General features: G+C 44.2%; 21 protein-coding genes. 20 read left to right on the forward strand and 1 reads right to left on the reverse strand.

The features are described from left to right. The first annotated feature begins 6 nt into the window (after nt 1-6). From V7M78_RS02180 to V7M78_RS02235, 12 genes are all read left to right on the forward strand, one after another. The gene (locus V7M78_RS02180; protein ID WP_333645959.1) at nt 7-999 is read left to right on the forward strand and encodes an ABC transporter ATP-binding protein; all 993 of its coding nucleotides are present in this window, start codon (nt 7-9) and stop codon (nt 997-999) included. A 62-nt stretch (nt 1,000-1,061) separates the two neighbouring features. Next, nucleotides 1,062-2,063, forward strand: coding sequence for an ABC transporter ATP-binding protein (locus V7M78_RS02185; protein WP_333645961.1), 1,002 nt, complete (start codon nt 1,062-1,064; stop codon nt 2,061-2,063). Between the two features lie 30 nt (nt 2,064-2,093). Beyond that, complete coding sequence (locus tag V7M78_RS02190) at nt 2,094-3,548, forward strand: amidohydrolase (protein ID WP_333645963.1); 1,455 nt, start codon at nt 2,094-2,096, stop codon at nt 3,546-3,548. A 10-nt stretch (nt 3,549-3,558) separates the two neighbouring features. Then, the gene (locus tag V7M78_RS02195; RefSeq protein WP_333645965.1) at nt 3,559-4,191 is read left to right on the forward strand and encodes a cytidylate kinase-like family protein; all 633 of its coding nucleotides are present in this window, start codon (nt 3,559-3,561) and stop codon (nt 4,189-4,191) included. Between the two features lie 123 nt (nt 4,192-4,314). Further along, nucleotides 4,315-5,208, forward strand: coding sequence for a patatin-like phospholipase family protein (locus V7M78_RS02200; RefSeq protein WP_442914610.1), 894 nt, complete (start codon nt 4,315-4,317; stop codon nt 5,206-5,208). Nucleotides 5,209-5,521: 313 nt separating this feature from the next. Next, nucleotides 5,522-6,367: a MurR/RpiR family transcriptional regulator gene (locus V7M78_RS02205; RefSeq protein ID WP_333645968.1), complete on the forward strand. Its 846-nt coding sequence runs from the start codon at nt 5,522-5,524 to the stop codon at nt 6,365-6,367. A 218-nt stretch (nt 6,368-6,585) separates the two neighbouring features. After that, on the forward strand, nt 6,586-8,454 hold the full coding sequence (locus V7M78_RS02210; protein WP_333645970.1) for a beta-glucoside-specific PTS transporter subunit IIABC: 1,869 nt from the start codon (nt 6,586-6,588) through the stop codon (nt 8,452-8,454). A 66-nt stretch (nt 8,455-8,520) separates the two neighbouring features. Next, nucleotides 8,521-9,954 (forward strand): glycoside hydrolase family 1 protein, encoded by a 1,434-nt coding sequence (locus V7M78_RS02215; protein ID WP_333645972.1) that lies wholly within the window; start codon nt 8,521-8,523, stop codon nt 9,952-9,954. Then, on the forward strand, nt 9,951-10,550 hold the full coding sequence (locus V7M78_RS02220; RefSeq protein ID WP_333645974.1) for a YczE/YyaS/YitT family protein: 600 nt from the start codon (nt 9,951-9,953) through the stop codon (nt 10,548-10,550). Before V7M78_RS02215 ends, V7M78_RS02220 begins: the two co-directional genes overlap by 4 nt. 25 nt (nt 10,551-10,575) lie before the next feature. Next, on the forward strand, nt 10,576-11,445 hold the full coding sequence (locus V7M78_RS02225; RefSeq protein ID WP_333645976.1) for an arginase family protein: 870 nt from the start codon (nt 10,576-10,578) through the stop codon (nt 11,443-11,445). Nucleotides 11,446-11,853: 408 nt separating this feature from the next. Further along, the gene (locus V7M78_RS02230) at nt 11,854-12,330 is read left to right on the forward strand and encodes a GNAT family N-acetyltransferase (RefSeq protein ID WP_333645978.1); all 477 of its coding nucleotides are present in this window, start codon (nt 11,854-11,856) and stop codon (nt 12,328-12,330) included. A gap of 366 nt (nt 12,331-12,696) precedes the next feature. After that, nucleotides 12,697-13,533: an Rpn family recombination-promoting nuclease/putative transposase gene (locus V7M78_RS02235; protein WP_333645980.1), complete on the forward strand. Its 837-nt coding sequence runs from the start codon at nt 12,697-12,699 to the stop codon at nt 13,531-13,533. A 121-nt stretch (nt 13,534-13,654) separates the two neighbouring features. On the opposite strand, the gene V7M78_RS02240 is transcribed toward V7M78_RS02235, so the two are convergent. Beyond that, entirely contained in the window at nt 13,655-14,887 is a 1,233-nt protein-coding gene (locus V7M78_RS02240; RefSeq protein WP_333645983.1) for an argininosuccinate synthase, read from the reverse strand. Between the two features lie 199 nt (nt 14,888-15,086). Here V7M78_RS02240 and argC point away from each other — a divergent pair, with 199 nt between their 5' ends. The 8 genes from argC to V7M78_RS02280 all read left to right on the forward strand — a co-directional run bounded on the left by argC (nt 15,087) and on the right by V7M78_RS02280 (nt 23,336). Beyond that, the gene (gene argC / locus V7M78_RS02245; protein ID WP_333645985.1) at nt 15,087-16,127 is read left to right on the forward strand and encodes an N-acetyl-gamma-glutamyl-phosphate reductase; all 1,041 of its coding nucleotides are present in this window, start codon (nt 15,087-15,089) and stop codon (nt 16,125-16,127) included. A 44-nt stretch (nt 16,128-16,171) separates the two neighbouring features. Further along, nucleotides 16,172-16,618, forward strand: a complete 447-nt coding sequence (locus tag V7M78_RS02250) for a GNAT family N-acetyltransferase (protein WP_333645987.1) — start codon at nt 16,172-16,174, stop codon at nt 16,616-16,618. A 17-nt stretch (nt 16,619-16,635) separates the two neighbouring features. Beyond that, nucleotides 16,636-17,859: a bifunctional glutamate N-acetyltransferase/amino-acid acetyltransferase ArgJ gene (argJ, locus tag V7M78_RS02255; RefSeq protein WP_333645989.1), complete on the forward strand. Its 1,224-nt coding sequence runs from the start codon at nt 16,636-16,638 to the stop codon at nt 17,857-17,859. A 21-nt stretch (nt 17,860-17,880) separates the two neighbouring features. Next, the gene (argB, locus tag V7M78_RS02260) at nt 17,881-18,777 is read left to right on the forward strand and encodes an acetylglutamate kinase (RefSeq protein WP_442914611.1); all 897 of its coding nucleotides are present in this window, start codon (nt 17,881-17,883) and stop codon (nt 18,775-18,777) included. Then, nucleotides 18,767-19,966, forward strand: a complete 1,200-nt coding sequence (locus V7M78_RS02265; RefSeq protein ID WP_333645991.1) for an aspartate aminotransferase family protein — start codon at nt 18,767-18,769, stop codon at nt 19,964-19,966. Before argB ends, V7M78_RS02265 begins: the two co-directional genes overlap by 11 nt. A gap of 195 nt (nt 19,967-20,161) precedes the next feature. Then, entirely contained in the window at nt 20,162-20,791 is a 630-nt protein-coding gene (locus V7M78_RS02270) for a cyclodeaminase/cyclohydrolase family protein (RefSeq protein ID WP_333645993.1), read from the forward strand. A gap of 24 nt (nt 20,792-20,815) precedes the next feature. Continuing rightward, entirely contained in the window at nt 20,816-21,655 is an 840-nt protein-coding gene (locus tag V7M78_RS02275) for a bifunctional 5,10-methylenetetrahydrofolate dehydrogenase/5,10-methenyltetrahydrofolate cyclohydrolase (RefSeq protein ID WP_333645995.1), read from the forward strand. A gap of 160 nt (nt 21,656-21,815) precedes the next feature. Then, nucleotides 21,816-23,336 (forward strand): SPFH domain-containing protein, encoded by a 1,521-nt coding sequence (locus V7M78_RS02280; protein WP_333645997.1) that lies wholly within the window; start codon nt 21,816-21,818, stop codon nt 23,334-23,336. The last annotated feature ends 11 nt before the right edge of the window (nt 23,337-23,347 follow it).

The following is a 23,347-nucleotide window of genomic DNA, read 5'->3' on the forward strand; positions in this document are numbered from 1 at the left end:
AACACTATGGAAGAGAGGCTTCTGGAAGTCAGGGAATTGACGACCCAGTTTAAAACAGAGCGTGGGTATCTGAAGGCCATTGATGGTGTTTCCTTCGATGTATATAAAGGGGAGATGCTTGGAATTGTCGGCGAGTCGGGATGCGGGAAAAGTGTAACTTCCCAGTCAATCCTGCGTCTGTACGATGAAAAACAATTGGCCAGGTACGATGGAGAGGTGTTGTTTTGCGGGGAAAACCTTTTTGATTTTTCTGTCCGGAAGATGCAGGATATCAGGGGTGAGAAAATCTCCATGGTATTTCAAGATGCCTTAAGCTCCTTAAATCCGGTGTTTACAGTGGGAAACCAGATCATGGAATCCTTGCTAATCCACCGTAAAATATCAAAAAAAGAGGCAAAAGAGAAGGCGGTGGAAATGCTCCGGCTGGTAGGAATACCAGATCCGGAAAGGAGATTTTACCAGTATCCGTTTGAACTCTCAGGAGGCATGCGCCAGAGGGTTATGATTGCAGTTGCCCTGGCGTGCCGGCCTCAGATTCTCATTGCCGATGAGCCAACCACGGCACTGGATGTGACGATTCAGGCCCAGATCATGGATTTGATTGTGGAGATGAATCAGAAGCTTGACATGGGCGTCATGCTGATCACCCATGACCTGGCCGTAGTTGCGGAAACGTGTAAGCGTGTCATCGTTATGTACCTGGGGCAGATTGTGGAAGAAGGGCTGGTTGAAGACATTTTTGATCACCCCCTCCATCCCTACACCCAGGGCCTGATGTCTTCCATACCGAAACTGGACAGCAAAAAAGGGGAGCGTCTCCATCAAATCACGGGAACAGTACCGCTGCTTAACCAGATTCCGGAAGGCTGCCGGTTTGCCCCCCGCTGCCCCCAGGCAACGGATCATTGCCGGGCAGTGATGCCGCAGTTAACCGCTGCAGAGAATACGCAGAAAGTCCGCTGTCACTATGCAGCAGGGGCTCATCACTTATTATCTTAACCGAATCAAGCAAGCAGCGGAGCGGATTGCAATATTCGCTTGGCCTGGAAGGAGGCACACAGATGGAAACAGCAGAGAAGAAGCGGGTTGTTCTTCAAGGGAAGCAGGTAAAAAAATATTTTCCGGTTCATGCCGGGCTTGGACGGCCCAGCCATTATGTGAAAGCTGTGGACGGTGTGGATATTACTCTGCATGAAGGTGAAATTTACGGTCTGGTCGGAGAAACCGGGTGCGGAAAGAGTACGCTTGGCAGGACGCTTATCCGCTTGCTTGACCCCACAGACGGTGTGGTGGAAGTGCTTGGCAAAGATATTACCAAGACGAAAGAACAGGATATGACAGAACTGCGCAGAAATATTCAAATGGTATTTCAGGACCCGTACACATCCTTGAATCCGCGTCAAAAGGTGGGAGAGATTCTGATGGAGGCACTGGAAATACATAAAATAGGCACCAAAAAGGAACGGCTGGACATTGCCATGGAGATCATGGGAAAAGTCGGCTTGCGGCCGGAACATTTTTACCGTTATCCCCATGAATTTTCAGGAGGGCAGAGGCAGAGAATCGGGCTTGCCCGTGCATTAATATTAAACCCCAAGGTAATTGTCTGCGATGAACCCGTCTCCGCCCTGGACGTTTCTATCCAGGCGCAGATCATCAATCTGCTTCAGGATTTGCGGGAAAAAGACAATATATCCTTTTTGTTTATTGCTCATGATATGAGTGTGGTAAAATACGTTTCCGACCGGGTTGGCGTCATGTATCTGGGACATCTGGTTGAGGAGGCGGAGACAGAAGAGCTGTTTCAAAATACCAGACACCCCTATGCCAAAGTACTTCTTTCAGCAGTGCCCAATCCGGACCCGAAAGTAAAGAAGGAGCGTATTTCATTGGAGGGGGATCTGCCGTCACCCATGAATCCCCCCTCCGGATGTGTTTTCCATACACGCTGTCCTTATGCGACAGAGGCCTGTTCCCTGGTGATACCCAGTTTGAAGGAGGTAGCTCCGGGGCATAAGGTGGCATGTCTGCTTTATGAAGACCATAACACAGTGCAGGAATAGAATGTGAAAGTAGAATGGGAGGAATAGAAAATGGATTCAGACTTAATGCGTTATCTGGAAGTGATTGATGCAAAATCAGATGCAATCAATCAGCTGAGCGATGAAATATGGGCATACGCTGAGACCGCCTTTTCTGAGACACGGTCTGTAGAAGCACTGACTGCATTTCTTGCGAAAGAAGGATTTACGGTAAAAAAGGGTGTGTACGGTGTTGAGACAGCATTTACTGCGGAATATGGAAGCGGCTCACCCAGGATTGGATTCTTAGGTGAGTTTGACGCTTTGTCAGGAATGAGCCAGGTTGCTGAGTCAGTGGAGAAAATCGATGATGTTCCTGGGGAAAGTGGTCATGGCTGCGGACACAATCTGCTGGGGGCCGGTTCTGTAGCGGCCGTTTTGGCAATGAAACAGTATCTGGACGATGGTCATAAGGGCACTGTTGTCTATTACGGCTGTCCCGGGGAAGAGGGCGGTTCGGGCAAGGCATTTATGGCGCGGGACGGGGCCTTTCAGGATCTGGATTTTGCAATGACCTGGCATCCGGGAGCTGTCAATGAAGTGTATAAAGACAGCTCTCTGGCAAATTTCCAGGTGCTCTATTCGTTTACAGGGCGCAGTGCACATGCAGCGGGCTGTCCTGAGATGGGACGGAGTGCCCTCGATGCCCTGGAGCTTATGAATGTAGGTACAAACTTTCTGCGGGAACACATGCTTGATCAGGCACGGATTCACTATGCCATAACCAATACCGGAGGCTTTTCCCCTAACGTGGTGCAGAGCCAGGCCAAGGCGATTTATCTGATCCGTGCACCTAAGGTCAAGCTGGCTTATGAGCTTTATCAGCGAGTCAACAAAATTGCAGAAGGAGCGGCACTTATGACCGAGACAACGGTGGAGTCCCAGCTCATAAAGTCGTGTGCAAATGTTATCCCCAACCGGGTTTTGGAGAAAGTACTGTATGAGGCAATGAATGAGATCGGAATTCCGGAGTATACAAAAGAAGAATATGTGAAAGCCGCCGCTTATACAAAAACGGCACCGGAAGGAGCGGAGCAGAAATTCAATGAATTAATTGACGATCACCTGCTTCCGGAGAACAAAGCCTTCTTAAAGGCCAACCGCAGCAATCGCATTGCTGATTTTATTGTCCCCTACGAGGACATTCACCTTGTCAAGACTGGGGCAGGATCTACCGATGTGGCGGATACAAGCTGGATGTGCCCCACTTCTCAGATCCATACGGTCACATGGGCGCCTTATACACCGGCTCATTCCTGGCAGGCAGTTTCCCAGGGAAAATCAAGTGTTGCACATAAAGGACTGCTGTATGCCGGAAAGGCCCTGGCCCTGGCCGCCATGAAGATGCTGGAGCAGCCGGAAAAGATTGCAGCTGCGAGAGCGGAATGGAAGGAAGAATTGGAAGGGCAGACATATATCCCGATTCCGGCCGGTATTAAACCAAGACCAATCAGTGACATTGGGTAAGGGGGTATACATGGAAAACTATGTGATAACAATTGCACGCAATTTTGGGAGCGGAGGCCGTGTGATAGGTGCAAAGCTGGCTGATGAGCTGGGAATTCACAGTTATGAGAACCGGATTCTGACGCTTGCAGCTAAATACAGCGGCCGGGATGAGTACGACTTCGTGGAGGTGGATGAGAAGCTCAGAGGAAGCTATCTTCACTCCCAGTTAAGCAAGATACAAAAGCGCTTTACTCCCCATCCCAAGTCGGAAGAGTTTAAATCTGATGACCGTTTGTTTGAATTTCAGGCACACATTATCAGAGAACTGCCCAAATTGGAGAACTGTATTATTGTGGGTAAATGTGCGGACTATGTACTGCGGGATTACAGCCGGATACTGAGAGTTTATATCGGCTCCCCTCTTGATTACTGTATCCGCCGGGTAATGGAACGGATGAATGTCTCAGCAGAGGAAGCGGAACACATGGTATTGAAATCCAACGGGTATCGAAAAGATTATTATAAATACTACACCGGAGGCCGCAACTGGAGGGACCCGGATAATTATGACATTATGCTGAATAATGCAGAATTGGGAGATGAAACTTCCGTTGAGCTGATAAAAAATGCACTGTACAGAAAACTTAATATAGAGTTTTAAATACATGAATGGGTCACTGCAGCTAAGGAATACTCCTTAATTTCACCAGACTCCAGTTTTCGTATGTATAATTAGCATATAGGCAGCATACATTTTCCTGAAACAAGGCTGAAAAGCGGGGAAATGAACGTGGCGGATTATGGACTGGTATTGGGCGGCGGAGGTGCCAGAGGAGCTGCCCATGTAGGCGTACTGACGGCATTGGAGGAAGAAGGACTTCTACCTGACCGGATCGCAGGAGCCAGCTCCGGCAGCATGGTGGCAGGGCTTTATGCTGCGGGTCTGGGAATCGGAGAGATGCGGGAAGTGATCCGGTGGCTCACCAGACACGGAAGAAGCTATCTTGATCCGGATATTTCAGGAATTATCCTATTCTTACCCCAGATGCTCCTGGGAAGGGAAACCAGTTTAAAAGGTCTCATAAAAGGAAACAGGCTTCAGAAGTTTCTCTGCGGACTGACAGACGGTCTTGGAATTGAAGGAGACTGTAAAGGGCTGCTAGTCCCGACCGTGGACATTAACAGCGGAAATACGGTGGTCTTTACCAACCTGTTCGGAGCTGACATGCCCCTTTCCGCCTTAAGGCAGGAGCACGTGAGATGGGAACACAAGGGCCAGCTCTGTGATATCATCATGGCCAGTTCTTCGGTTCCCGCTGTATTCTGTCCAAGGGAAATGAACGGCTGGCTGCTGACAGACGGCGGGGTGACAAACAACCTTCCGGTAGACCTTCTGGCAGCAGCGGGGGAATCCCGGATCATAGCCGTGGATGTGGGAGAAGAATATGAAAGGCCTCACGACTATTCCATCATTGAAACCGCATTCCATTCCTTTTCCATTATGAGCCGTGAATTAAAAGACTGCCGTTCCAAAGAAGAAATATTGCTGTTAAAGCCCCCGCTGCCCAACCAGGCAGGGCTTTTGACCTTTGGGTGCATGGAAAAATGTATGGATGACGGATATATTTATACGAAGAAAATGATGCCCCGCATCAAACGGGTATTGGAAAAACATTGACAAATTGAGATCAGGAGAAAGTGAAATGGAATTGACATTCAGATATGCGCAAAAGGCTGATGCATCTATGTGCCACTTCCATAAAGAGTTTTCAGTTTGTAAGATTTGCCGTAGGATTGTAAAGTCCTACGGCTTTTCTATTGCTCAGAAAGGTATGGAAAATCGTCATGGGTGTTTTATACTTCGGCTTGTATGTTTTCTGCAAAAGAAATATAATGGAATCATGGGTACTTGGCAGCCGTAACGGACAGGAAAAGATCAAGCTGTCGAAAGAAAGCAAGAGAAAATACAAAGCAAAGCCGGGAGGGATGTTATGATCATTGAATTATTAGAAAAAAAGGAGAACTTTACTAATTCTGAAATTCTGATAGCTGATTATATATTGCAAAATCCATTTGACATCATAGATTTGACTGCAAAGGAATTAGGCGAGAAAACATTTACCAGCAAGGCATCTATATTCAGGTTTTGCAAAAAACTTGGGGAAAGCAGCTACGATGATTTTAAACGTAAAATAGGGTTTGAAATGAATGAGAAATCCCGTTTAAGGGCATTGCTGGCACAGGAACCGGTAAATAAAAGCAGTTCGTTAAAGGATATCACCAATATCATTCCCTCTGTTTATGATACAGCAATCAGTAATACAAAGATGATGCTGGATTACAGTGTTTTGAAAAAGGTTATTCAACGGTTAAAAGATGCGGAAAAAGTTGATATTTACTACGGAGGCATATCTGCGACTTGTGCCTCCAGTGCAGTATTTAAACTTCTTTCCATTGGAAAGGATTGTTCTGTACATACAGGGATCAATGAACATTATGTAATGGCAATCCGAAATAAAAAAACGGTTGCAATTATTTTATCCTTTACAGGCAGAAATCCAGCCATGATACGGGCGGCAAAGTATTTAAAGAAAGCAGGGATCTATTTGTTGGGCATAGGCGGAGGTGAATCATCAGATTTAAAACAATTATGTGATGAATATATTGAGGTTTTTCAGAAAACTTTGATCATGAGTCTGGAAGTTTTAACTCCGTTCATTTCAATGACGTATGTGTTTGACGTTTTATTTGCCGCTCTTTTGGTAACCGATTTTGATAAAAATTTAAAAGACTCCATTGATGTTATAAAGTATCAGGATTATAATTACAAGCTATAATAATCAGCAAAGCTGTTGTTTTCAGATGAAGAAAGCAGCAGTTTTTCTTTTTTTGAACCCTTGGTATCAAATATAGATTCATATTATACATATATGTGAAACTTTGGGAACAATCACACCTCTGTCTATTGCAAATGTCACAATGTTACGCTACCATAAGGGCTAGTAAAAGCGCTTTACGATGATTTCATATAACATACTTTTATGGAGGTAGAAGCATGAACGATGCTCAACTGGCAAAGGAAATCCTCAGATTAAGTGGAGGGGAGTCCAATATAACTGCTGTGACTCATTGCATGACACGGTTAAGATTAAGCGTCAAAGATAATGGAAACGTTAAAAAAAGCGAGCTTGAAAACTTACCGGGTGTGTTGGGAGTTAATCAGGTTGGAAGTAATCAGTTACAGGTGATTCTTGGCGGCAAAGTAAAAAGTGTCCACGAAGCATTTGTGCCATTGGTAAAACTGCAGGGAAATAACCTAAACAGTTCAGATTCCCAAGCTAAAACAAATATTTTCAACCGTTTTCTGGAAACAGTTTCAAGCATCTTCTCACCCGTTTTACCAGTCATTATCGGTGCCGGTTTACTGAAAGGTGTTCTGTTTGCCTTAATGTTTGCAAATCTGGTGCAGCCGGAAAGTGAATTATTCGGTTTCTTGAACATTTTCTCTGATGCAGGCTTTTATTTCCTGCCAATATTTCTTGCTTACAGTTCGGGAATCAGGTTTAAGTGTAACCCCTATCTTGCGGGGATGTTAGCTGGAATTATGCTGCATCCAAATTTAATTGCCATGATGGGGGCTTCAACAACGTTAAGATTTTTAGGGATTCCAATTATCAGCATGAGTTATGGCAGTTCTGTTATTCCAATCATTTTTGGCGTTTTATTTATGTCTTACGTTGAAAAATTTGTGAATAAGATTCTTCCGGCTATTTTACGAACTGTGTTCGTACCCTTACTTACCATGCTGATTACTGCTCCTATCGTTTTAGCAACCATAGGACCTCTTGGAAAGATATTAGGTGATGCAATTGGTGCTGGAATCATGGCGCTCTATATGTCACCTTTCAGAGTAGTCGCAGGTGTATTGATTGGTGCAGGTATGCCCTTCTTAGTTATGGCTGGAATGCACACTGGTTTAGGGCCAGTCATGCTTCAGACTATTGCTAAATATGGTAAAGACTATATTTTGGGGCTTCAGGTTGCCTCTAATTCAGCACAAGCCGGTTCTGCATGGGCAGTTTATTTCAGAACAAAGAATCGAAAGTTTAAATCCCTTGTCAATGCTGCAGCTGTCAGTGCAACCTTAGGAATTACAGAGCCGGCTTTATTTGGTGTTCACTTACGGCTGAAAAAGACTTTGATTCCTGTTTGTATAGGCGGTGGAATAGGCGGAGGCATTGCAGCATTCTTTAAGGTTGAATCATTAGGTGTTGCCACAGGCCCTATTATTGGCCTTCCATTATTTTTAGGACCAACCTTTGTTTGGTATGTCATTTCCTTTATGATAGCATTTGTCGTTGCCTTTATTTTGACCAATATCCTTGGCTTTGAAGATATTCCAGAGGAAACAGAAGATACACCGGCTGGGTCAGGTGAAAGTATTTCAGTAAATACTTTGGTGGATCAAGAGGTTTTTAGCCCGCTTTCAGGAGAAATCATTAAATTAGAAGATGTAAATGATAAAGTGTTTTCTGCAAAGATGATGGGAGATGGGATTGCCATTCGTCCATCGGAAGGTAAGGTATTTGCCCCATTTGATGGAGTTGTAGAGGCTGCTTTTGAAACAAAACACGCACTGGGGCTGAAAAGTCATGATGGTTGTGAAGTAGTGGTTCATGTTGGATTGGATACGGTTGAGTTAAAGGGAAAAGGATTTCATGTTCATGTAAAACAGGGAGATGCCATCGCCAAGGGTGATTTGCTTCTCGAGTTTAATATGGACGAGATTACGCAGGCTGGTTACGATATCATCACCCCGGTTCTCATTACTAATACACATATGTACGATAGCATTGATAAAACCACACAAAAGCAAGTAAAATTTGGTGATTCACTCCTGAAATTGGCTGCCAATAAAGGTTAATAAGGCAAATCATAAAAGGCGGTGTAAAGAGATTTGCACTGCCTTATTAAGAAAGTGAGGAAAATAATGAAAGATTTTTCAGAAAAAGCCTTTCCAAAGAACTTTTTATGGGGCGGTGCTCTAGCTGCCAGCCAGTGTGAGGGTGCAGCCTTAGAAGACGGGAAAAAGTGGACAACAGGTGATGCTATGCCTTATGGCGTTTTTGGAGACATCGTCATCCCTCCGCCAGACAATTACTTAAAAAAAGAAGCAATCGATTTTTACCACAGATATAAAGAAGATGTGAAGCTGTTTGCTGAAATGGGCTTTAAGATGCTGCGAATCTCAATTTCCTGGGCAAGGATTTTCCCTAATGGCGATGAAGAAGAACCAAACGAAAAAGGCTTGCAATTTTACGATAATCTCATTGACGAATTGACGAAATACGGAATTGAGCCTATGATTACATTAGTTCACTTTGAAATTCCCTTGCACCTGGCCTTAGAGTATGGTGGCTGGACAAACCGCAAAATGATTGGTTTCTATAAACATTTTGTAGAAACTATTTATACCAGATATAAGGATAAGGTTCGCTATTGGCTTACATTTAATGAAATCAATGTTATCTTAGATGCTCCTTTTAACGGTGCAGGCATTCAAGCAAAACCGGATGAAGCTGATAAACAAGTTTTATATCAGGCAATCCATCACCAATTTGTAGCCAGCGGCCTGGCAACGAAGATTGGTCATGGAATCAATCCTGATTTCAAGATTGGTTGCATGGTAGCCAATAGTCCTCATTATCCCTTGACACCTGATCCGGATGATATGTTGGAAACCATGAAGCGGGACAGGGAAACCTTGTTCTTTGCAGATGTTCATGCCAGAGGAAATTATCCCGGTTATATGAAACGGTATTTCAGGGAAAATAACATTCAAATTGAAATAACAGAAGAAGATGCAGAATTGATGAAACATACCGTTGATTTTATTTCTTTCAGCTACTATATGTCATATTGTGCAACTGCAGATGAAAGCAAGGAAAAAGAATTAGGAAATGTAAAAAGTGCTGTGAAAAATCCTTATTTGGAATCTTCTGATTGGGGCTGGCAGATTGACCCCAAAGGGCTGAGATATGCCTTGAATCAATTTTATGACCGTTATCAGTTACCTTTATTTATTGTCGAAAATGGATTAGGTGCTCAGGATGAATTGGTATTGGATGGAGCGGGTGGCTATACCGTAAATGATGACTACAGGATCACCTATCTCAAAGCCCATTTACAGCAGGCATATGAAGCCATTCAGGATGGCGTTGAATTGCTTGGTTACACAAGCTGGGGTCCTATTGATGTTGTAAGCAACTCCATCTCAGAAATGAAAAAAAGATACGGCTATATCTATGTTGATAAACATAACGATGGAAGCGGCAGCCTGGAAAGATATAGGAAAAAGAGTTTTTATTGGTACAAAGAAGTGATTAGTACAAACGGTGCAAGTCTGTTTGGGTCTTGTCTATGAGAAAAATAATTGTATTGATTGCTGGAATATTGCTGATGGCTCTTGGAACTGCTGTATGTAACAATACGGCATTGGGAATTGACCCATTTAATGCATTTTGTGCCGACTTATCTGCAATTGCAAACATTCAGCTTGGAACCATGATTTTACTTGTTCAGTTGGCAATAGCAATTTTAGTCTTTTTCTTGAATAAAAAGTATTTGGGAATAGGCAGCGTCATTCCTATGGTCATGTTTGGATACTTTTTACAGTTTTTTAATTGGGCTGTTTTCCAGCTGATAACCTTTGATTTTGTGCTGATAATCAGGTTTTTCATATTTTTCATAGGAATGCTTATTATAGCATTTGGAATGTCAATTTATATGAGCTGTGATCTGGGTATGGTTCCCTATGATTGCTTTTCCTTTATTATGAGTGAACGGTTAGGCAGAAATGCGTTTAAACTGAGGGTTGTATTGGATACGATGGTGGCTGTTATTGCCATTTTACTGAAAGGACCTATCAATATTGGAACAATTTTGCTGGCTTTTTGTGTTGGCCCTTTGATTGGTTTTTTTAAGAAACGAATTGTAAGTAAATTGTTGTTGCATATTTAGTATGTAAAAGGGAGGAAACTTTAAAATGGATCACAATAAAAAGACATTAAGGCTGGTTCTTCCGCAATGGCAGGGCGGCAATAATCCTAATTATATCTTTGGTTTCCAGCTGCTGGTGCATATAGCTCCTCCTGATGGTGATGCAGAGACAATTCAGGTCCCGGTTAATCAGGATTATAGTAAAGACTTAATTGTTGAAAATGGAATTGAGGGAGAGTCTGCTCTTCTGACACAGATGGATGAAACTTATGATATTTTAGAGAGGAAAAATCCAGATAAGGTTATTGTTTTTGGCGGGGATTGTGCTGTTTCTCAGGTACCCTTTGATTATTTAAATGGCAAATATGGTAAGAATATGGGCATTTTATGGCTGGATGCCCATCCTGATGTGGCCACAATGAAAGATTCTACAAGGCTTCATGAGATGGTTCTTGGAAACCTTATAGGCAAGGGAGCTCCCCAGTTTGCAGAAAAAGTAAGAAATCCTGTTAAAAGTGAAAATGTAATGCTTGCAGGACTGATTTATGGAGAATTGCGGGAAAGGGACCAAATGGTTAATACGATGAAGCTGCGGTACGCTCAGCCTGCAGAATTATTGGATAACAGTATTCCTGTGCTTGACTGGATTAAAGAAAATCATATCCAGCACATAGCAGTTCATTTTGATTTGGACGTATTATCACCGAATGATTTTCGTTCCATCTATCCTGCTGAACCATATCTGGAGGGATTTGGGGCTGCCATCGGAGAAATGACCCTGGCGCAAGTTGTAAGACTGCTGAATGATGTATCTGGTGTATCGAAAATCGTAGGGCTGACCATAGCAGAACATTTACCATGGGATGCAATTCGGTTAAGAAACGCCTTGTCTCAGATTTCTATTTTTGGGAACTGACATGAAAAGATAAGCATTAAAGAACCTGTTTGTTAAATTGACGGGTTCTTTTTTCTTTGGAGGAGTGAAATGTTCCTGTGTGATTAGCTGTCACTGAGAAACGCTGAGTTCGGTGGCTGGAAGCAAGACCCAGTTAACAGCCAGAAAGTTTGACTTCTGGCTGATTTTCGCTATAATATAACTTGTGTTGCAGGGTAGGTGCATACGAAAACGATATATGATTCCTTAAAGATCATAGGTATCAACTAAATTTCATATGCAGTTGTTCTGTTTTCAATATACTCATTGTTTGATAAATGTTTAGTTTATTGTAAAATATGGGCATTGGTATAATTGGCAGAGGGGGAGTTGCAATTCATCAAAAGATATTGGAAACAAGTTGACGAACTGGAATCAGGAGGAAATGAAATGGAATTGACATTCAGATATGCACAAAAGGAAGACACAGCCTTAATATTAACCTTTATCAAAAAACTGGCTGAGTACGAAAAGATGTCTGAGGAAGTGGTAGCCACAGAAGAACTGCTGGAGGAATGGATTTTTGACAAGAAAAAGGCAGAGGTAATTTTTGCCGTAGCCGACGGAAAAGAAGCGGGCTTTGCTCTCTTCTGCCACAACTTTTCCACATTTTTAGGCAGGGCCGGAATCCATCTGGAGGATTTATATGTGGATCAGGAGTACAGGGGCAAGGGAATCGGTAAGGACTTGTTAAAAAGGCTGGGAGAAATCACAGCAGAACGGGGCTGCGGCAGACTGGAATGGGCATGTCTGGACTGGAACAAACCCAGTATTGATTTTTACCTTTCCATGGGAGCAGAAGCTATGGAAGAATGGACCACATACCGGGTGGCTGGAAAGACCCTGGAGGATTTCGGAAAGAAATAGAATGATATATGAATAAGCAGATTCTTAGAAAAGCCGCAGGATTTAATGACCTGCGGCTTTGTTACGTCAGTTTTTCCGGCAACCACCGGCATATTCGTAAGGAAAGTGTTTCAGATTATGGTATCAGCCCATCTGAAACAGCACGCTGTTTTTTATTATTCTGGACCGGGTCATAAGCCTGTTGTATCAAGTATTCTCCTATGGTATACTACTAATAAGCAATGATTTCTAAATCAATATATCTAAAATTCTCATTTATGCTGATCTTCAGCAGTCTGTAATATTCAAGAACTCCTTGCTTATACCCAAAAAACAGCAGGGAGAGCGGAGGTTCTTCCTGGATAAAAACGAAAGGAAGAACAAACTATGGAATGTGAGAACCTCAATGACGTTTTGCCGGAAAATGATGAACTGAATTTAAGTGATTTTGCCCTGTTTTTATCAGTGATGAAAAACAAGGAAGCATATGAATGTACGTTAAGTATTATTATGAATGAACCGAATTTAAAACTGACAGAGGTAAAAGTGGAACAGGTGGTTCTGAACCGGTCCGGTAAACGGGCAATACGAATGGACGCCTGGGCGGTCGCAGCAGATGACCGCCAGTTTGTGACAGAAATGCAGAACGACACCAGTTCCGATGATGTGAGGAAACGGGCCAGATATTATCAGGGCCTTTTGGATTCTCCTGTATTAAAATCAGGAAAGAACACAAGGTATAAGTACCTGCCCTCATCTGTTATTATATTTATAACCCAGGAAGATATATTTGGAAAAGACCTGGCAAAATACACGTTTACGGAACAGTGCAAAGAATTACAGGGACTGGAATTAGAAGATGGAACCCAAAAGCTATTTCTCAATATGAAAAGTAAAAACGGTGAACCGGAATTAATTAGCCTGCTCCAATATATGAAACACTCAAAATTAGATAACCCGGATATAAAGGTGCAGGATGAGCGAATTGTAAAACTGGACACAATTGTCAATGAAGTGAAGCAATCGGAGGAATGGGAGGTTGTCAATATGAGCATTTATGGAAAAGGAATAGAACAGGGAATGGAACAAGGTATACTCAAAGCAAGAAAAAATATGGCTTTGGAGATGTTGCAAAGTGGGGAGCCGTTGGAAAAGATTATGAAGTACACAAAACTTACAGAGGAAGAAATAAAGGATTTAAAAGAAGCCTGTAAAACCCCGTAGAAAGAATCTGTCTGGAAAAATAACAAAGAGAGAAGAAATCCTGCTTAAATGCCGGATTTCTTCTCTCTTCATGTCTGTTATTTCTTTTATCGGAAAATCCCCTTTTTAATGTTGTATCACATTATTTCCCGCTAATTCCCTTTTCAGCTTCCTGCATCTTCATAGCGCGAACCTTTAACGGTAAGCCAAAGAGAGTAATAAAGCCGTCAGCATCATGGTGGTCATAAAGGTCACCGGTTGTAAAGGATGCCAGGGACTCACTGTATAAAGAGTATGGAGAAGTAGTTCCGGCCTTAATAATATTGCCCTTGTAAAGCTTGAACTTCACTTCACCGGTTACATATTCCTGAGTGGATTCAATGAAAGCCTGAATCGCTTCTCTCAGCGGAGTAAACCATTTTCCTTCGTATACGATCTGTGCAAATTTATTGCCCATATCCTTCTTAACTTCCATGGTGGCACGGTCTAAAACCAGTTCTTCTAACTGCTGATGTGCTTCCATGAGAATGGTTCCGCCTGGAGTCTCATAAACGCCTCTGGACTTCATACCAACGACCCTGTTTTCCACAATATCCACGATTCCGATTCCATGCTTGCCGCCCAGTTCATTTAACTTGGCAATGATATCGGAAACCTTCATCTTTTCACCGTTTACGCTGACCGGAATACCTTTTTCAAAGGCCATGGTCACATACTCGCCTTCATCAGGAGCCTTTTCCGGAGCAACACCCAGCACCAGAAGGTGATCGTAATTCGGCTCATTGGCCGGATCTTCCAGTTCCAGGCCTTCGTGGCTGATGTGCCATAAGTTTCTGTCACGGCTGTAGCTGTTGTCAGAAGAGAATGGAAGGTCGATTCCATGCTGCTTGCAGTACTCGATTTCATCTTCTCTGGACTGCATGGTCCATACATCGGTCATTCTCCATGGAGCAATGATCTTTAAATCAGGAGCCAGAGCCTTGATGCCTAACTCAAAACGAATCTGGTCATTTCCCTTTCCTGTTGCGCCGTGGCAGATGGCGGTAGCGCCTTCCTTCCTTGCGATTTCCACCAGTCTCTTTGCAATAGCCGGACGTGCCATGGAAGTACCTAATAAATATTTATTCTCGTAGACTGCATTTGCCTGAACACAGGGAATAATGTAATTGTCGCTGAAATCGTCAACCAGGTCTTCAATGTATAATTTGGTCGCGCCGGACAATTTTGCTCTCTCATCCAGTCCATCCAGCTCATTTCCCTGGCCGCAGTCGATGCAGCAGCAGACTACGTCATAATCAAAATTTTCCTTTAACCATGGGATGATAGCGGTTGTATCCAGTCCGCCGGAATAAGCCAGTATAACTTTTTCTTTCATTTATAAAGCCTCCTCAATAGTATATGGTTATTTTCTGTTGAACTTTCATAAATATACACCAAAAATGGTTAAAATGCAAGTGTTAAATAAAAAAATATAAAAATAACTTGCATAATATACAGTTGAGTTGTATAATTATGAAATGTTAAAAAATTAAAATATGAAAAAATACAGATATAGGAAGATAGGAGAGATGATCATGATAAAGGCGGGAATAATTGGCTCCACCGGATACGCAGGCGGTGAATTGGTAAGACTTTTGCTCCAGAGAGATGATGTGGAGATCCTATGGTATGGCTCAAAAAGCTATATTGATCAAAAATACGCTTCTATTTACCAGAACATGTTTGAGATCGTGGACGACTCCTGTCTGGATGATAATATAGAAGCTTTGGCAGAAAAAGTGGATGTGATTTTTACGGCAACGCCTCAGGGATTTTTAGCTTCTTTAATGAAGGAAGACATTTTGTCAAAGACAAAGGTCATTGACTTAAGTGCAGATTACCGTATTAAAGATGTGGATATTTATGAAGCATGGTATAAGATGGAGCATAAAACGCCTCAGTTTATAAATGAAGCTGTTTATGGCCTGCCGGAAATCAACAGGGAAGAGATTAAAAAAGCCAGACTCATTGCCAACCCGGGCTGTTATCCCACCTGTTCCTTTTTATCTATTTATCCTCTGGTAAAGGAAGGGCTGATTGACCCGTCCACCATCATCATTGACGCCAAGTCCGGGACCTCCGGAGCGGGAAGAGGGGCCAAGGTAGACTCCCTCTACTGCGAGGTCAATGAAAACATTAAGGCTTACGGAGTAGGAGTTCACAGACATACGCCGGAGATAGAGGAACAGCTTTCTTATGCGGCTGGTAAGCCGGTGACCATAAGCTTTACCCCTCATCTGGTCCCCATGAACCGGGGGATTTTAATTACAGCCTACGGAACCCTTGCTAAAACAGCTTCCTATGAAGAAGTAAAAGCAGCCTATGATAAATATTATAAAAATGAATATTTTGTCCGGGTACTGGAAAAGGATGTAGTTCCTCAGACAAAATGGGTAGAAGGCAGCAATTTTGTAGATGTGAATTTTAAAATTGATCCAAGAACAAACCGGATCATCATGATGGGAGCCATGGACAATCTGGTAAAAGGCGCTGCCGGTCAGGCGGTTCAGAATATGAATATCATGTTCGGACTTCCTGAAAATAAGGGCTTGAAGCTGATTCCCATGTTTCCATAGAAAACATTAATGAATCTTTAACAAAGGAGGTCCGGCTGATTATTATGATTATTCGTACCATGGAGTCGGAGGACTATGATCAGGTTTATGAACTTTGGTCATCAATCAAAGGGTTTGGAATATACGCTCTGGAGGATTCCAGACAGTCCATAGAAAAATTTATAAAGAGAAACCCCGGCCTCAGCGTTGTGGCAGAGGATAAGGGCAGAATCGTCGGAACCATTCTCAGCGGACACGACGGGCGGAGGGCCTTTTTCTACCACGTCTGTGTGGAGTCAAAATGCCGTCAGCAGGGACTGGGGCATCAGATGGCTATGGAAGCCATGAAACGGCTGAAAGAGGAAGGGATCAGCAAGGTCAGCCTGGTTGCCTTTAAATCCAATGCAGTGGGAAATGAATTCTGGAAAAAGGCAGGCTGGATCTTCAGGGAAGACTTAAATTATTATAACTTTGATTTAATAGAAGAAAATATTGTAAAATTCGTTCAGTGAGCGGGAGGAGCATCCATATGAAACAGATCAGCGGAGGAGTAACGGCGGCAAAGGGCTTTAAGGCCGCCTCTACAGCAGCAGGAATTAAATATAAAGACCGGAAAGATATGGCTATGATTTACAGCGAAGTGCCTGCCAAGGCAGCAGGAACCTTTACCACCAACGTTGTCAAGGCTGCTCCGGTAAAATGGGATAAAGAAATCGTAACAAACTCCCCCTATGCTCAGGCAGTCGTGGTCAACGCAGGGGTTGCCAACGCCTGTACAGGAGAAGAAGGCCTGGGCTACTGCAAAGAAACAGCGGAGAAGGCGGCAGAATGCCTTTCCATCCCTGTCAATTCCGTTTTGGTAGCTTCTACAGGAGTCATCGGCAGGCAGCTTCCTATGGACCGGATTGCAGCAGGAGTGGCTGCCATGGCTCCAAATCTTGACAGCAGTGAGGAAAGCGGAACAGCCGCTGCCACAGCCATCATGACCACGGATACGGTGAAAAAGGAAGTAGCAGTTCAGTTTGAAGCCGGAGGAAAGACCGTTACCATAGGCGGCATGTGCAAGGGCTCCGGCATGATTCATCCCGATATGTGCACCATGCTGAGCTTTGTCACCACAGACGCGGCCATTTCCAAGGAGCTTCTGACAGAAGCCCTGAAAGAAGATATCAAGGATACTTACAACATGATTTCCGTGGATGGAGATACCTCCACCAATGATACAGTCCTCCTTCTCGCCAACGGCATGGCTGGAAATAAAGAGATTACAGAAAAAAATGAAGACTATGAGGCTTTTTGCAAGGCCTTAAATTTCATCAATGAAACCCTGGCTAAAAAGATGGCAGGAGACGGAGAAGGCTGCACCGCCCTGTTTGAAGTGAAGATCATCGGAGCTGAGACAAAGGAGCAGGCGGTGACTCTGTCAAAATCCGTCATCACCTCCAGCCTGACTAAGGCAGCCATTTTCGGCCACGATGCTAACTGGGGCCGTATCCTCTGCGCCATGGGTTATTCCGGAGCCATGTTTGACCCGGAAAAGGTGGATTTATATTTTGAAAGTGCAGCAGGAAAGCTGAAAATCATTGAAAATGGTGTAGCTCTTGACTACAGCGAAGAAGAGGCCACCAAGATCCTGTCAGAGCCAGAGGTGACTGCCACCGCTGATATCAAGATGGGAGAAGCCTCTGCAACAGCCTGGGGCTGCGACCTGACCTTTGACTATGTAAAAATCAACGCAGATTACCGCTCTTAATCGGAGCAAGGAGGGATAGATATGGAATTGGATCACAGCATTATGGAAAAGGCGGAGGTGCTGATTGAGGCACTTCCTTACATTCAGCGTTTCAACCGCAAGATTATTGTAGTAAAATACGGCGGAAGCGCCATGGTAGATGAGGAGTTGAAAAAACACGTCATTCAGGACGTTGTACTGTTAAAGCTGGTAGGCTTTAAGCCCATCATCGTCCACGGAGGCGGAAAAGAAATCAGCAAATGGGTGGAAAAGTCAGGCATGGAGCCCCAATTCATCAACGGACTCCGGGTAACGGACGAAGCCACCATGGAAATTGCCGAAATGGTGTTAAACCGTGTCAACAAAAGTCTGGTTCAGCTGGTCAATGAACTGGGAATCAAAGCCGTTGGAATCAGCGGCAAGGATGGCATGATGCTAAAATGCAAGAAGCGCTATTCCAATGGAGAGGATATCGGCTATGTGGGAGAAGTTAAAGAGGTGGACCCACAGATCATCTATGACCTTTTGGAAAAGGATTTTCTTCCTATTATCTGCCCCACCGGCTTTGACGATGAATTCCAGACCTACAACATCAATGCAGACGATGCGGCCTGTGCCATTGCCACTGCGGTAAAGGCTGAAAAACTGGCTTTCTTAACTGACGTGGAGGGCGTGTACCGGGATTTTAAAGATAAGGAATCTCTGATTTCTGAAATGTCCGTAGAGGAAGCCCAGGAATTTGTAAACAGCGGCAACTTAGGCGGGGGAATGCTGCCCAAACTTAACAACTGCATCGATGCCATGGAAAAAGGCGTATCCAGGGTACATATTTTAGATGGAAGGATTCCTCACTGCCTTCTTTTGGAGATATTTACCAACAAGGGAATCGGAACCGCCATTGTAAGCAAGGGAGAGGAGCGTTATTATCATGGGAAATAAGCAGGCGCTGATTGGTAAAGCCGAAGCAGAATTTTATAAGACCTATAACCGCTTTCCAGTGGTTTTTGACCACGGAGAGGGAGTGTACTTATACGATACGGAGGGCCAGGAATACTTAGACTTTGGAGCCGGAATAGCGGTCATGGGCCTGGGATACAATGATCCGGAATTTAACGGAGCATTAAAGGCTCAGGTAGATAAACTTCTCCATACCTCTAATTTGTTTTACAATGAACCTGCTGTAGAGGCAGGAGAAAAGCTGTTAAAAGCATCGGACATGGACCGGGTGTTCTTTACCAACAGCGGAACAGAGGCCATAGAGGGAGCTTTAAAAATCGCAAAAAAGTATGCCTATAACAAGGACGGAGCCCATGACCATGAGATCATTGCCATGAACCACTCCTTTCACGGCAGAAGCTTAGGCGCCCTTTCCGTGACCGGAAATGACCACTACCAGGAGCCGTTTAAGCCTCTTATACCAGGAATTAAGTTCGCTGATTTTAACGACTTAGACAGCGTAAAGGCCCTGGTAAACCCCAAGACCTGCGCCATTATTATGGAAACGGTTCAGGGAGAAGGCGGCATTTACCCGGCAACAGAAGAATTTTTAAAGGGAGTAAAAGCCCTTTGTGATGAACATGACATACTGCTGATTCTTGATGAGATTCAGTGCGGAATGGGCAGGACCGGAACCATGTTTGCCTGGCAGAAGTACGGAGTGAAGCCGGATGTGATGACTGTGGCAAAGGCATTGGGAAACGGAGTGCCAGTAGGAGCATTTCTGGCTTCAGGAAAAGCGGCAACAGCCATGGGACCGGGAGATCACGGAACTACTTACGGAGGAAACCCCTTTGTGACGGCGGCAGCTTCCAAAGTACTGGATATTTTTGAAGAAAGGAATCTTACGGACCATGTAAAAGAAGTGGGAGAATACCTGGAACAGAAGCTTGTAGAATTGACAGACCAGTACCCTGCGGTAACCTCCCGGAGAGGGATTGGACTGATCCAGGGTCTGGAATTTTCAATTCCTGTTTCTTCTATTGTAAGTCAGGCGTTGCTGGAGCAGAATCTGGTATTGATCAGTGCAGGAACCAATGTAATCCGTTTTGTTCCTCCTCTTGTGATCGGTAAAAAAGATGTGGATGAGATGATCAAGAGACTGAAAGCATTGCTGGATCAACAGTCATAAAGAATAGTATTCCTGCATTTGGCGAATACTGGAAGGGTCAATTTCCTGCGGCTTGCTGTGGAGTATTTGACTTAAGCCGGAGTTTATGGAATTTCCATGGCTCTGGCTTTCTTTGTATTATTGGAATGATCTTGTTTTTTTTCACAAAGCCCTATATAATGAAAAACAAATATTCTACTAAAAAGGGAGACAAGCATGATACAAGACCTTACTGTTGATATATTCTTAAAAGAATTATCCTCGAAAAGCCCCACTCCGGGCGGCGGCGGGGCGGCGGGCCTTGGGGGCGCCGTGGGAGCTGCGTTAGGAGAAATGGTAGTCAATCTGACCCTTGGCAAAAAAAAGTATGCTGATGTGGAAGAGGAAATGCAGTCCATTCTGGAAAAGCTGGAGATTTTAAAAACAGAATTTATCAGGCTTGCGGACGAAGACGGAATCGTATTTGCACCCCTTGCCGCTGCCTATGGCCTGCCTTCTGCAACAGAAGAAGAGAAAAAGTATAAGGAAGCTGTTTTGGAAGAAAACTTGCTGAAAGCCTCCTTAGTCCCGGTTTCTGTCATGGAGCGTGCTGTAGAAGCCCTGGGGCTTATGGAGATTCTGGCGGAAAAAGGAAGCCGTCTGGCTGTCAGTGACGTTGGAGTGGGAGTCCAGTTCATCCGTTCAGCCCTGTTAGGAGCAAAGATGAATGTTTCCATTAATACAGGGCTTATGAAAAACCGGGAAAAGGCCGTTTCTCTCAATGAGCAGGCAGAAAAGCTGGCTCAGGAAGGAACCCGCCGGGCTGATGCCATTTACGCAGCTGTGGAAGCTGCATTGAGAAAATAATTGAGAATAGGAGGCAGAGCAATCGTGATAGCATTAAAAGGTGCGGAAGTGTCTGCAAAGATTAAAGAAGAGGTAGAAGAACTTTTAACCGGACTCCATGACCGGAAACCAAAGCTTGCCATTGTGAGAGTGGGAGAGCGCCCCGATGATTTATCTTACGAGCGCGGAGCCTTAAAAAAGATGGAAAGCTTTGGGCTTCAGGCTGAAAGCTTTGCCTTTCCGGAGGATATCACCGACGAAGCGTTTAAAAAAGAATTTGAGGCAATCAATTTAAATAAAGAGATTGACGGAATCCTTTTGCTGCGCCCTTTGCCAAAGCAGATCAATGAAAAGGATATTGAGCATATGATTGATCCGGGCAAGGATTTAGACGGCATATCTCCTGAAAACATTGCAAAGGTATTTGCAGGTGATGACACAGGCTTTGCCCCCTGTACGGCAGAGGCTGTTATTGAGGTCTTAAAGGCCAATAACATTGCCCTGTCAGGAAAGCGGGTGGCTGTTGTAGGCAGAAGCATGGTAGTGGGACGTCCTCTGTCCATGCTGATGTTAAAGGAACATGCAACCGTCACCATCTGTCATACCCGGACAGAGAATTTAAAGGAAACCTGCAAACACGCAGAAATCCTGGTTGCAGCAGCCGGACGTGCAAAGATGATTGACGCATCTTATGTGGGAGACGGAGCAGTGGTAATTGATGTGGGAATTAATGTAGACGAAGACGGAAAGCTGTGCGGCGATGTGGACTTTGACTCTCTGGAAGGAACAGCCTCCATGGCAACTCCTGTTCCGGGAGGCGTAGGCGCAGTGACCACCGCAGTTTTGGCCAGACATCTGGTGAAGGCATCATTGTCAAGACAGTAATCAATACAAAAAGGTATTATTTAAAATATTCAGACAACTCTTTAAGGAAACCGTAAGTTTTGCTGAATTGAAAACGATACCTTTTTTTGTTATAATAAAGTCAGTTATATTTTACTGATGAAAAGAATAGGATTTTGAAGGACAGAAAGGAGTATGAAGGATGGGCTTTGCTACAGAATTATTCACCATTATTCTGGTGATCGCTCTGGCCGCCCTTGTTATTCTGATTTTTATAACAGGATACATAAAGGCTCCGCCAGACATGGCATTTATTATTTCCGGTCTTCGCAGAAAGACCGTGATTGGAAGGGCCAGCATTAAGATACCTTTTTTAGAGAGAATTGATAAATTGAGCTTAAAGCTGATTCCCATTGAGGTCAGAACCTCCAATGCGGTTCCCACCGCCGATTACATCAACATCCAGGTGGATGCGGCTGTCAATGTAAAGATCAGCAGCGACCCAAAACGTCTCGATCTGGCGGCTCAGAACTTTTTGAACCAGAATACAGAATACATAGGAAGAGTGGCAAGAGAAGTTCTGGAAGGAAATATGCGTGAGATCGTAGGGCGCATGAGGCTGGAGGAGATGGTCAGTGACCGTCAGAAGTTTGCCGACCTGGTAAAGGAAAACGCCATGCCAGATCTGGCAGCTATGGGACTGGACATTGTAAGCTTTAATGTGCAGAACTTTTCCGATGCCAACGGAGTCATCGATGACCTGGGTATTGACAACATTTCCCAGATCAAGAAAAAGGCGGCCATTGCGAAAGCAGAGGCAGATAAGGAAATCGCCATTGCAAAGGCGTCTGCCGACAAGCAGGCCAACGATGCCAGAATCAACTCAGAACGTGAAATCGCCATTAAAAATAACGAACTGGATATTCAGAAATCAGATTTAAAGAGGCAGGCTGATGTAAAGAAAGCGGAAGCAGATGCGGCCTATCAGATTCAGCAGGAAGAACAGCGAAGGACCATTGAGGTCACATCCGCGGATGCTGATATTGCAAAGCAGGAAAAAGAAGTTCTGATCAAGCAGAAAGAGGCAGAGGTAATGGAAAAGTCCCTTGATGCGGAAATCAGAAAAAAGGCGGAAGCGGAAAAGTTTGCCAGACAGCAGAAGGCAGAAGCCGAGCTTTATGAACGTCAGAAAAATGCAGAAGCCAAACGGTTCGAGATGACCCAGGAGGCTGAATCCCAGAAAGCCAAGGCAGAAGCAGAACGATTTACCAGGGAGCAGGAAGCTCAGGGAATCCGTATGGTGGGAGAGGCCGAGGCGGAAGCCATCAAGGCCAAGGGTCTGGCAGAAGCAGAGGCCATGGAAAAGAAGGCCGAGGCTTACCAGAAGTATAACAATGCGGCTGTTGCCGAGATGATTATTAAAGTTCTTCCCGAGGTGGCAGGAAAGATCGCAGAGCCATTGGCCCAGATTGATAAAATCACCATCATCGGAGGAGGAGATCAGGGTGGAAGCCTGGATGCGGTATCGGGAAATGTGCCGTCTGTCATGGCAAAGCTGTTTGAGTCCATGAAAGAAACCACGGGCATTGATTTAGGCGAAATTGTAAAAGCAGGCACTTATGATGCCAAAGTCAACCGGAACATCAACATCACCGGAGTGCCGGAGATTACCATTAAACCGGAAGAAAAACCAGGCCGCAGCGACGAAGGCCCGGTTATATAGAAGAAAAAAAC

The organism is Lacrimispora sp., assembly GCF_036758025.1.
Lineage (GTDB): Bacteria > Bacillota > Clostridia > Lachnospirales > Lachnospiraceae > Lacrimispora.

Coding starts and splice junctions, on each gene's coding strand:
- V7M78_RS02235 (WP_333645980.1), top strand. CDS start 12,697: ATGGAATGTGAGAACCTCAATGACGTTTTGCCGGAAAATGATGAACTG.
- V7M78_RS02280 (WP_333645997.1), top strand. CDS start 21,816: ATGGGCTTTGCTACAGAATTATTCACCATTATTCTGGTGATCGCTCTG.
- V7M78_RS02200 (WP_442914610.1), top strand. CDS start 4,315: ATGAACGTGGCGGATTATGGACTGGTATTGGGCGGCGGAGGTGCCAGA.
- V7M78_RS02190 (WP_333645963.1), top strand. CDS start 2,094: ATGGATTCAGACTTAATGCGTTATCTGGAAGTGATTGATGCAAAATCA.
- V7M78_RS02180 (WP_333645959.1), top strand. CDS start 7: ATGGAAGAGAGGCTTCTGGAAGTCAGGGAATTGACGACCCAGTTTAAA.
- V7M78_RS02240 (WP_333645983.1), bottom strand. CDS start 14,887: ATGAAAGAAAAAGTTATACTGGCTTATTCCGGCGGACTGGATACAACC.
- argB (WP_442914611.1), top strand. CDS start 17,881: ATGGAATTGGATCACAGCATTATGGAAAAGGCGGAGGTGCTGATTGAG.
- V7M78_RS02225 (WP_333645976.1), top strand. CDS start 10,576: ATGGATCACAATAAAAAGACATTAAGGCTGGTTCTTCCGCAATGGCAG.
- V7M78_RS02210 (WP_333645970.1), top strand. CDS start 6,586: ATGAACGATGCTCAACTGGCAAAGGAAATCCTCAGATTAAGTGGAGGG.
- argC (WP_333645985.1), top strand. CDS start 15,087: ATGATAAAGGCGGGAATAATTGGCTCCACCGGATACGCAGGCGGTGAA.
- V7M78_RS02230 (WP_333645978.1), top strand. CDS start 11,854: ATGGAATTGACATTCAGATATGCACAAAAGGAAGACACAGCCTTAATA.
- V7M78_RS02270 (WP_333645993.1), top strand. CDS start 20,162: ATGATACAAGACCTTACTGTTGATATATTCTTAAAAGAATTATCCTCG.
- V7M78_RS02220 (WP_333645974.1), top strand. CDS start 9,951: ATGAGAAAAATAATTGTATTGATTGCTGGAATATTGCTGATGGCTCTT.
- V7M78_RS02195 (WP_333645965.1), top strand. CDS start 3,559: ATGGAAAACTATGTGATAACAATTGCACGCAATTTTGGGAGCGGAGGC.
- argJ (WP_333645989.1), top strand. CDS start 16,636: ATGAAACAGATCAGCGGAGGAGTAACGGCGGCAAAGGGCTTTAAGGCC.
- V7M78_RS02185 (WP_333645961.1), top strand. CDS start 1,062: ATGGAAACAGCAGAGAAGAAGCGGGTTGTTCTTCAAGGGAAGCAGGTA.
- V7M78_RS02265 (WP_333645991.1), top strand. CDS start 18,767: ATGGGAAATAAGCAGGCGCTGATTGGTAAAGCCGAAGCAGAATTTTAT.
- V7M78_RS02205 (WP_333645968.1), top strand. CDS start 5,522: ATGATCATTGAATTATTAGAAAAAAAGGAGAACTTTACTAATTCTGAA.
- V7M78_RS02250 (WP_333645987.1), top strand. CDS start 16,172: ATGATTATTCGTACCATGGAGTCGGAGGACTATGATCAGGTTTATGAA.
- V7M78_RS02215 (WP_333645972.1), top strand. CDS start 8,521: ATGAAAGATTTTTCAGAAAAAGCCTTTCCAAAGAACTTTTTATGGGGC.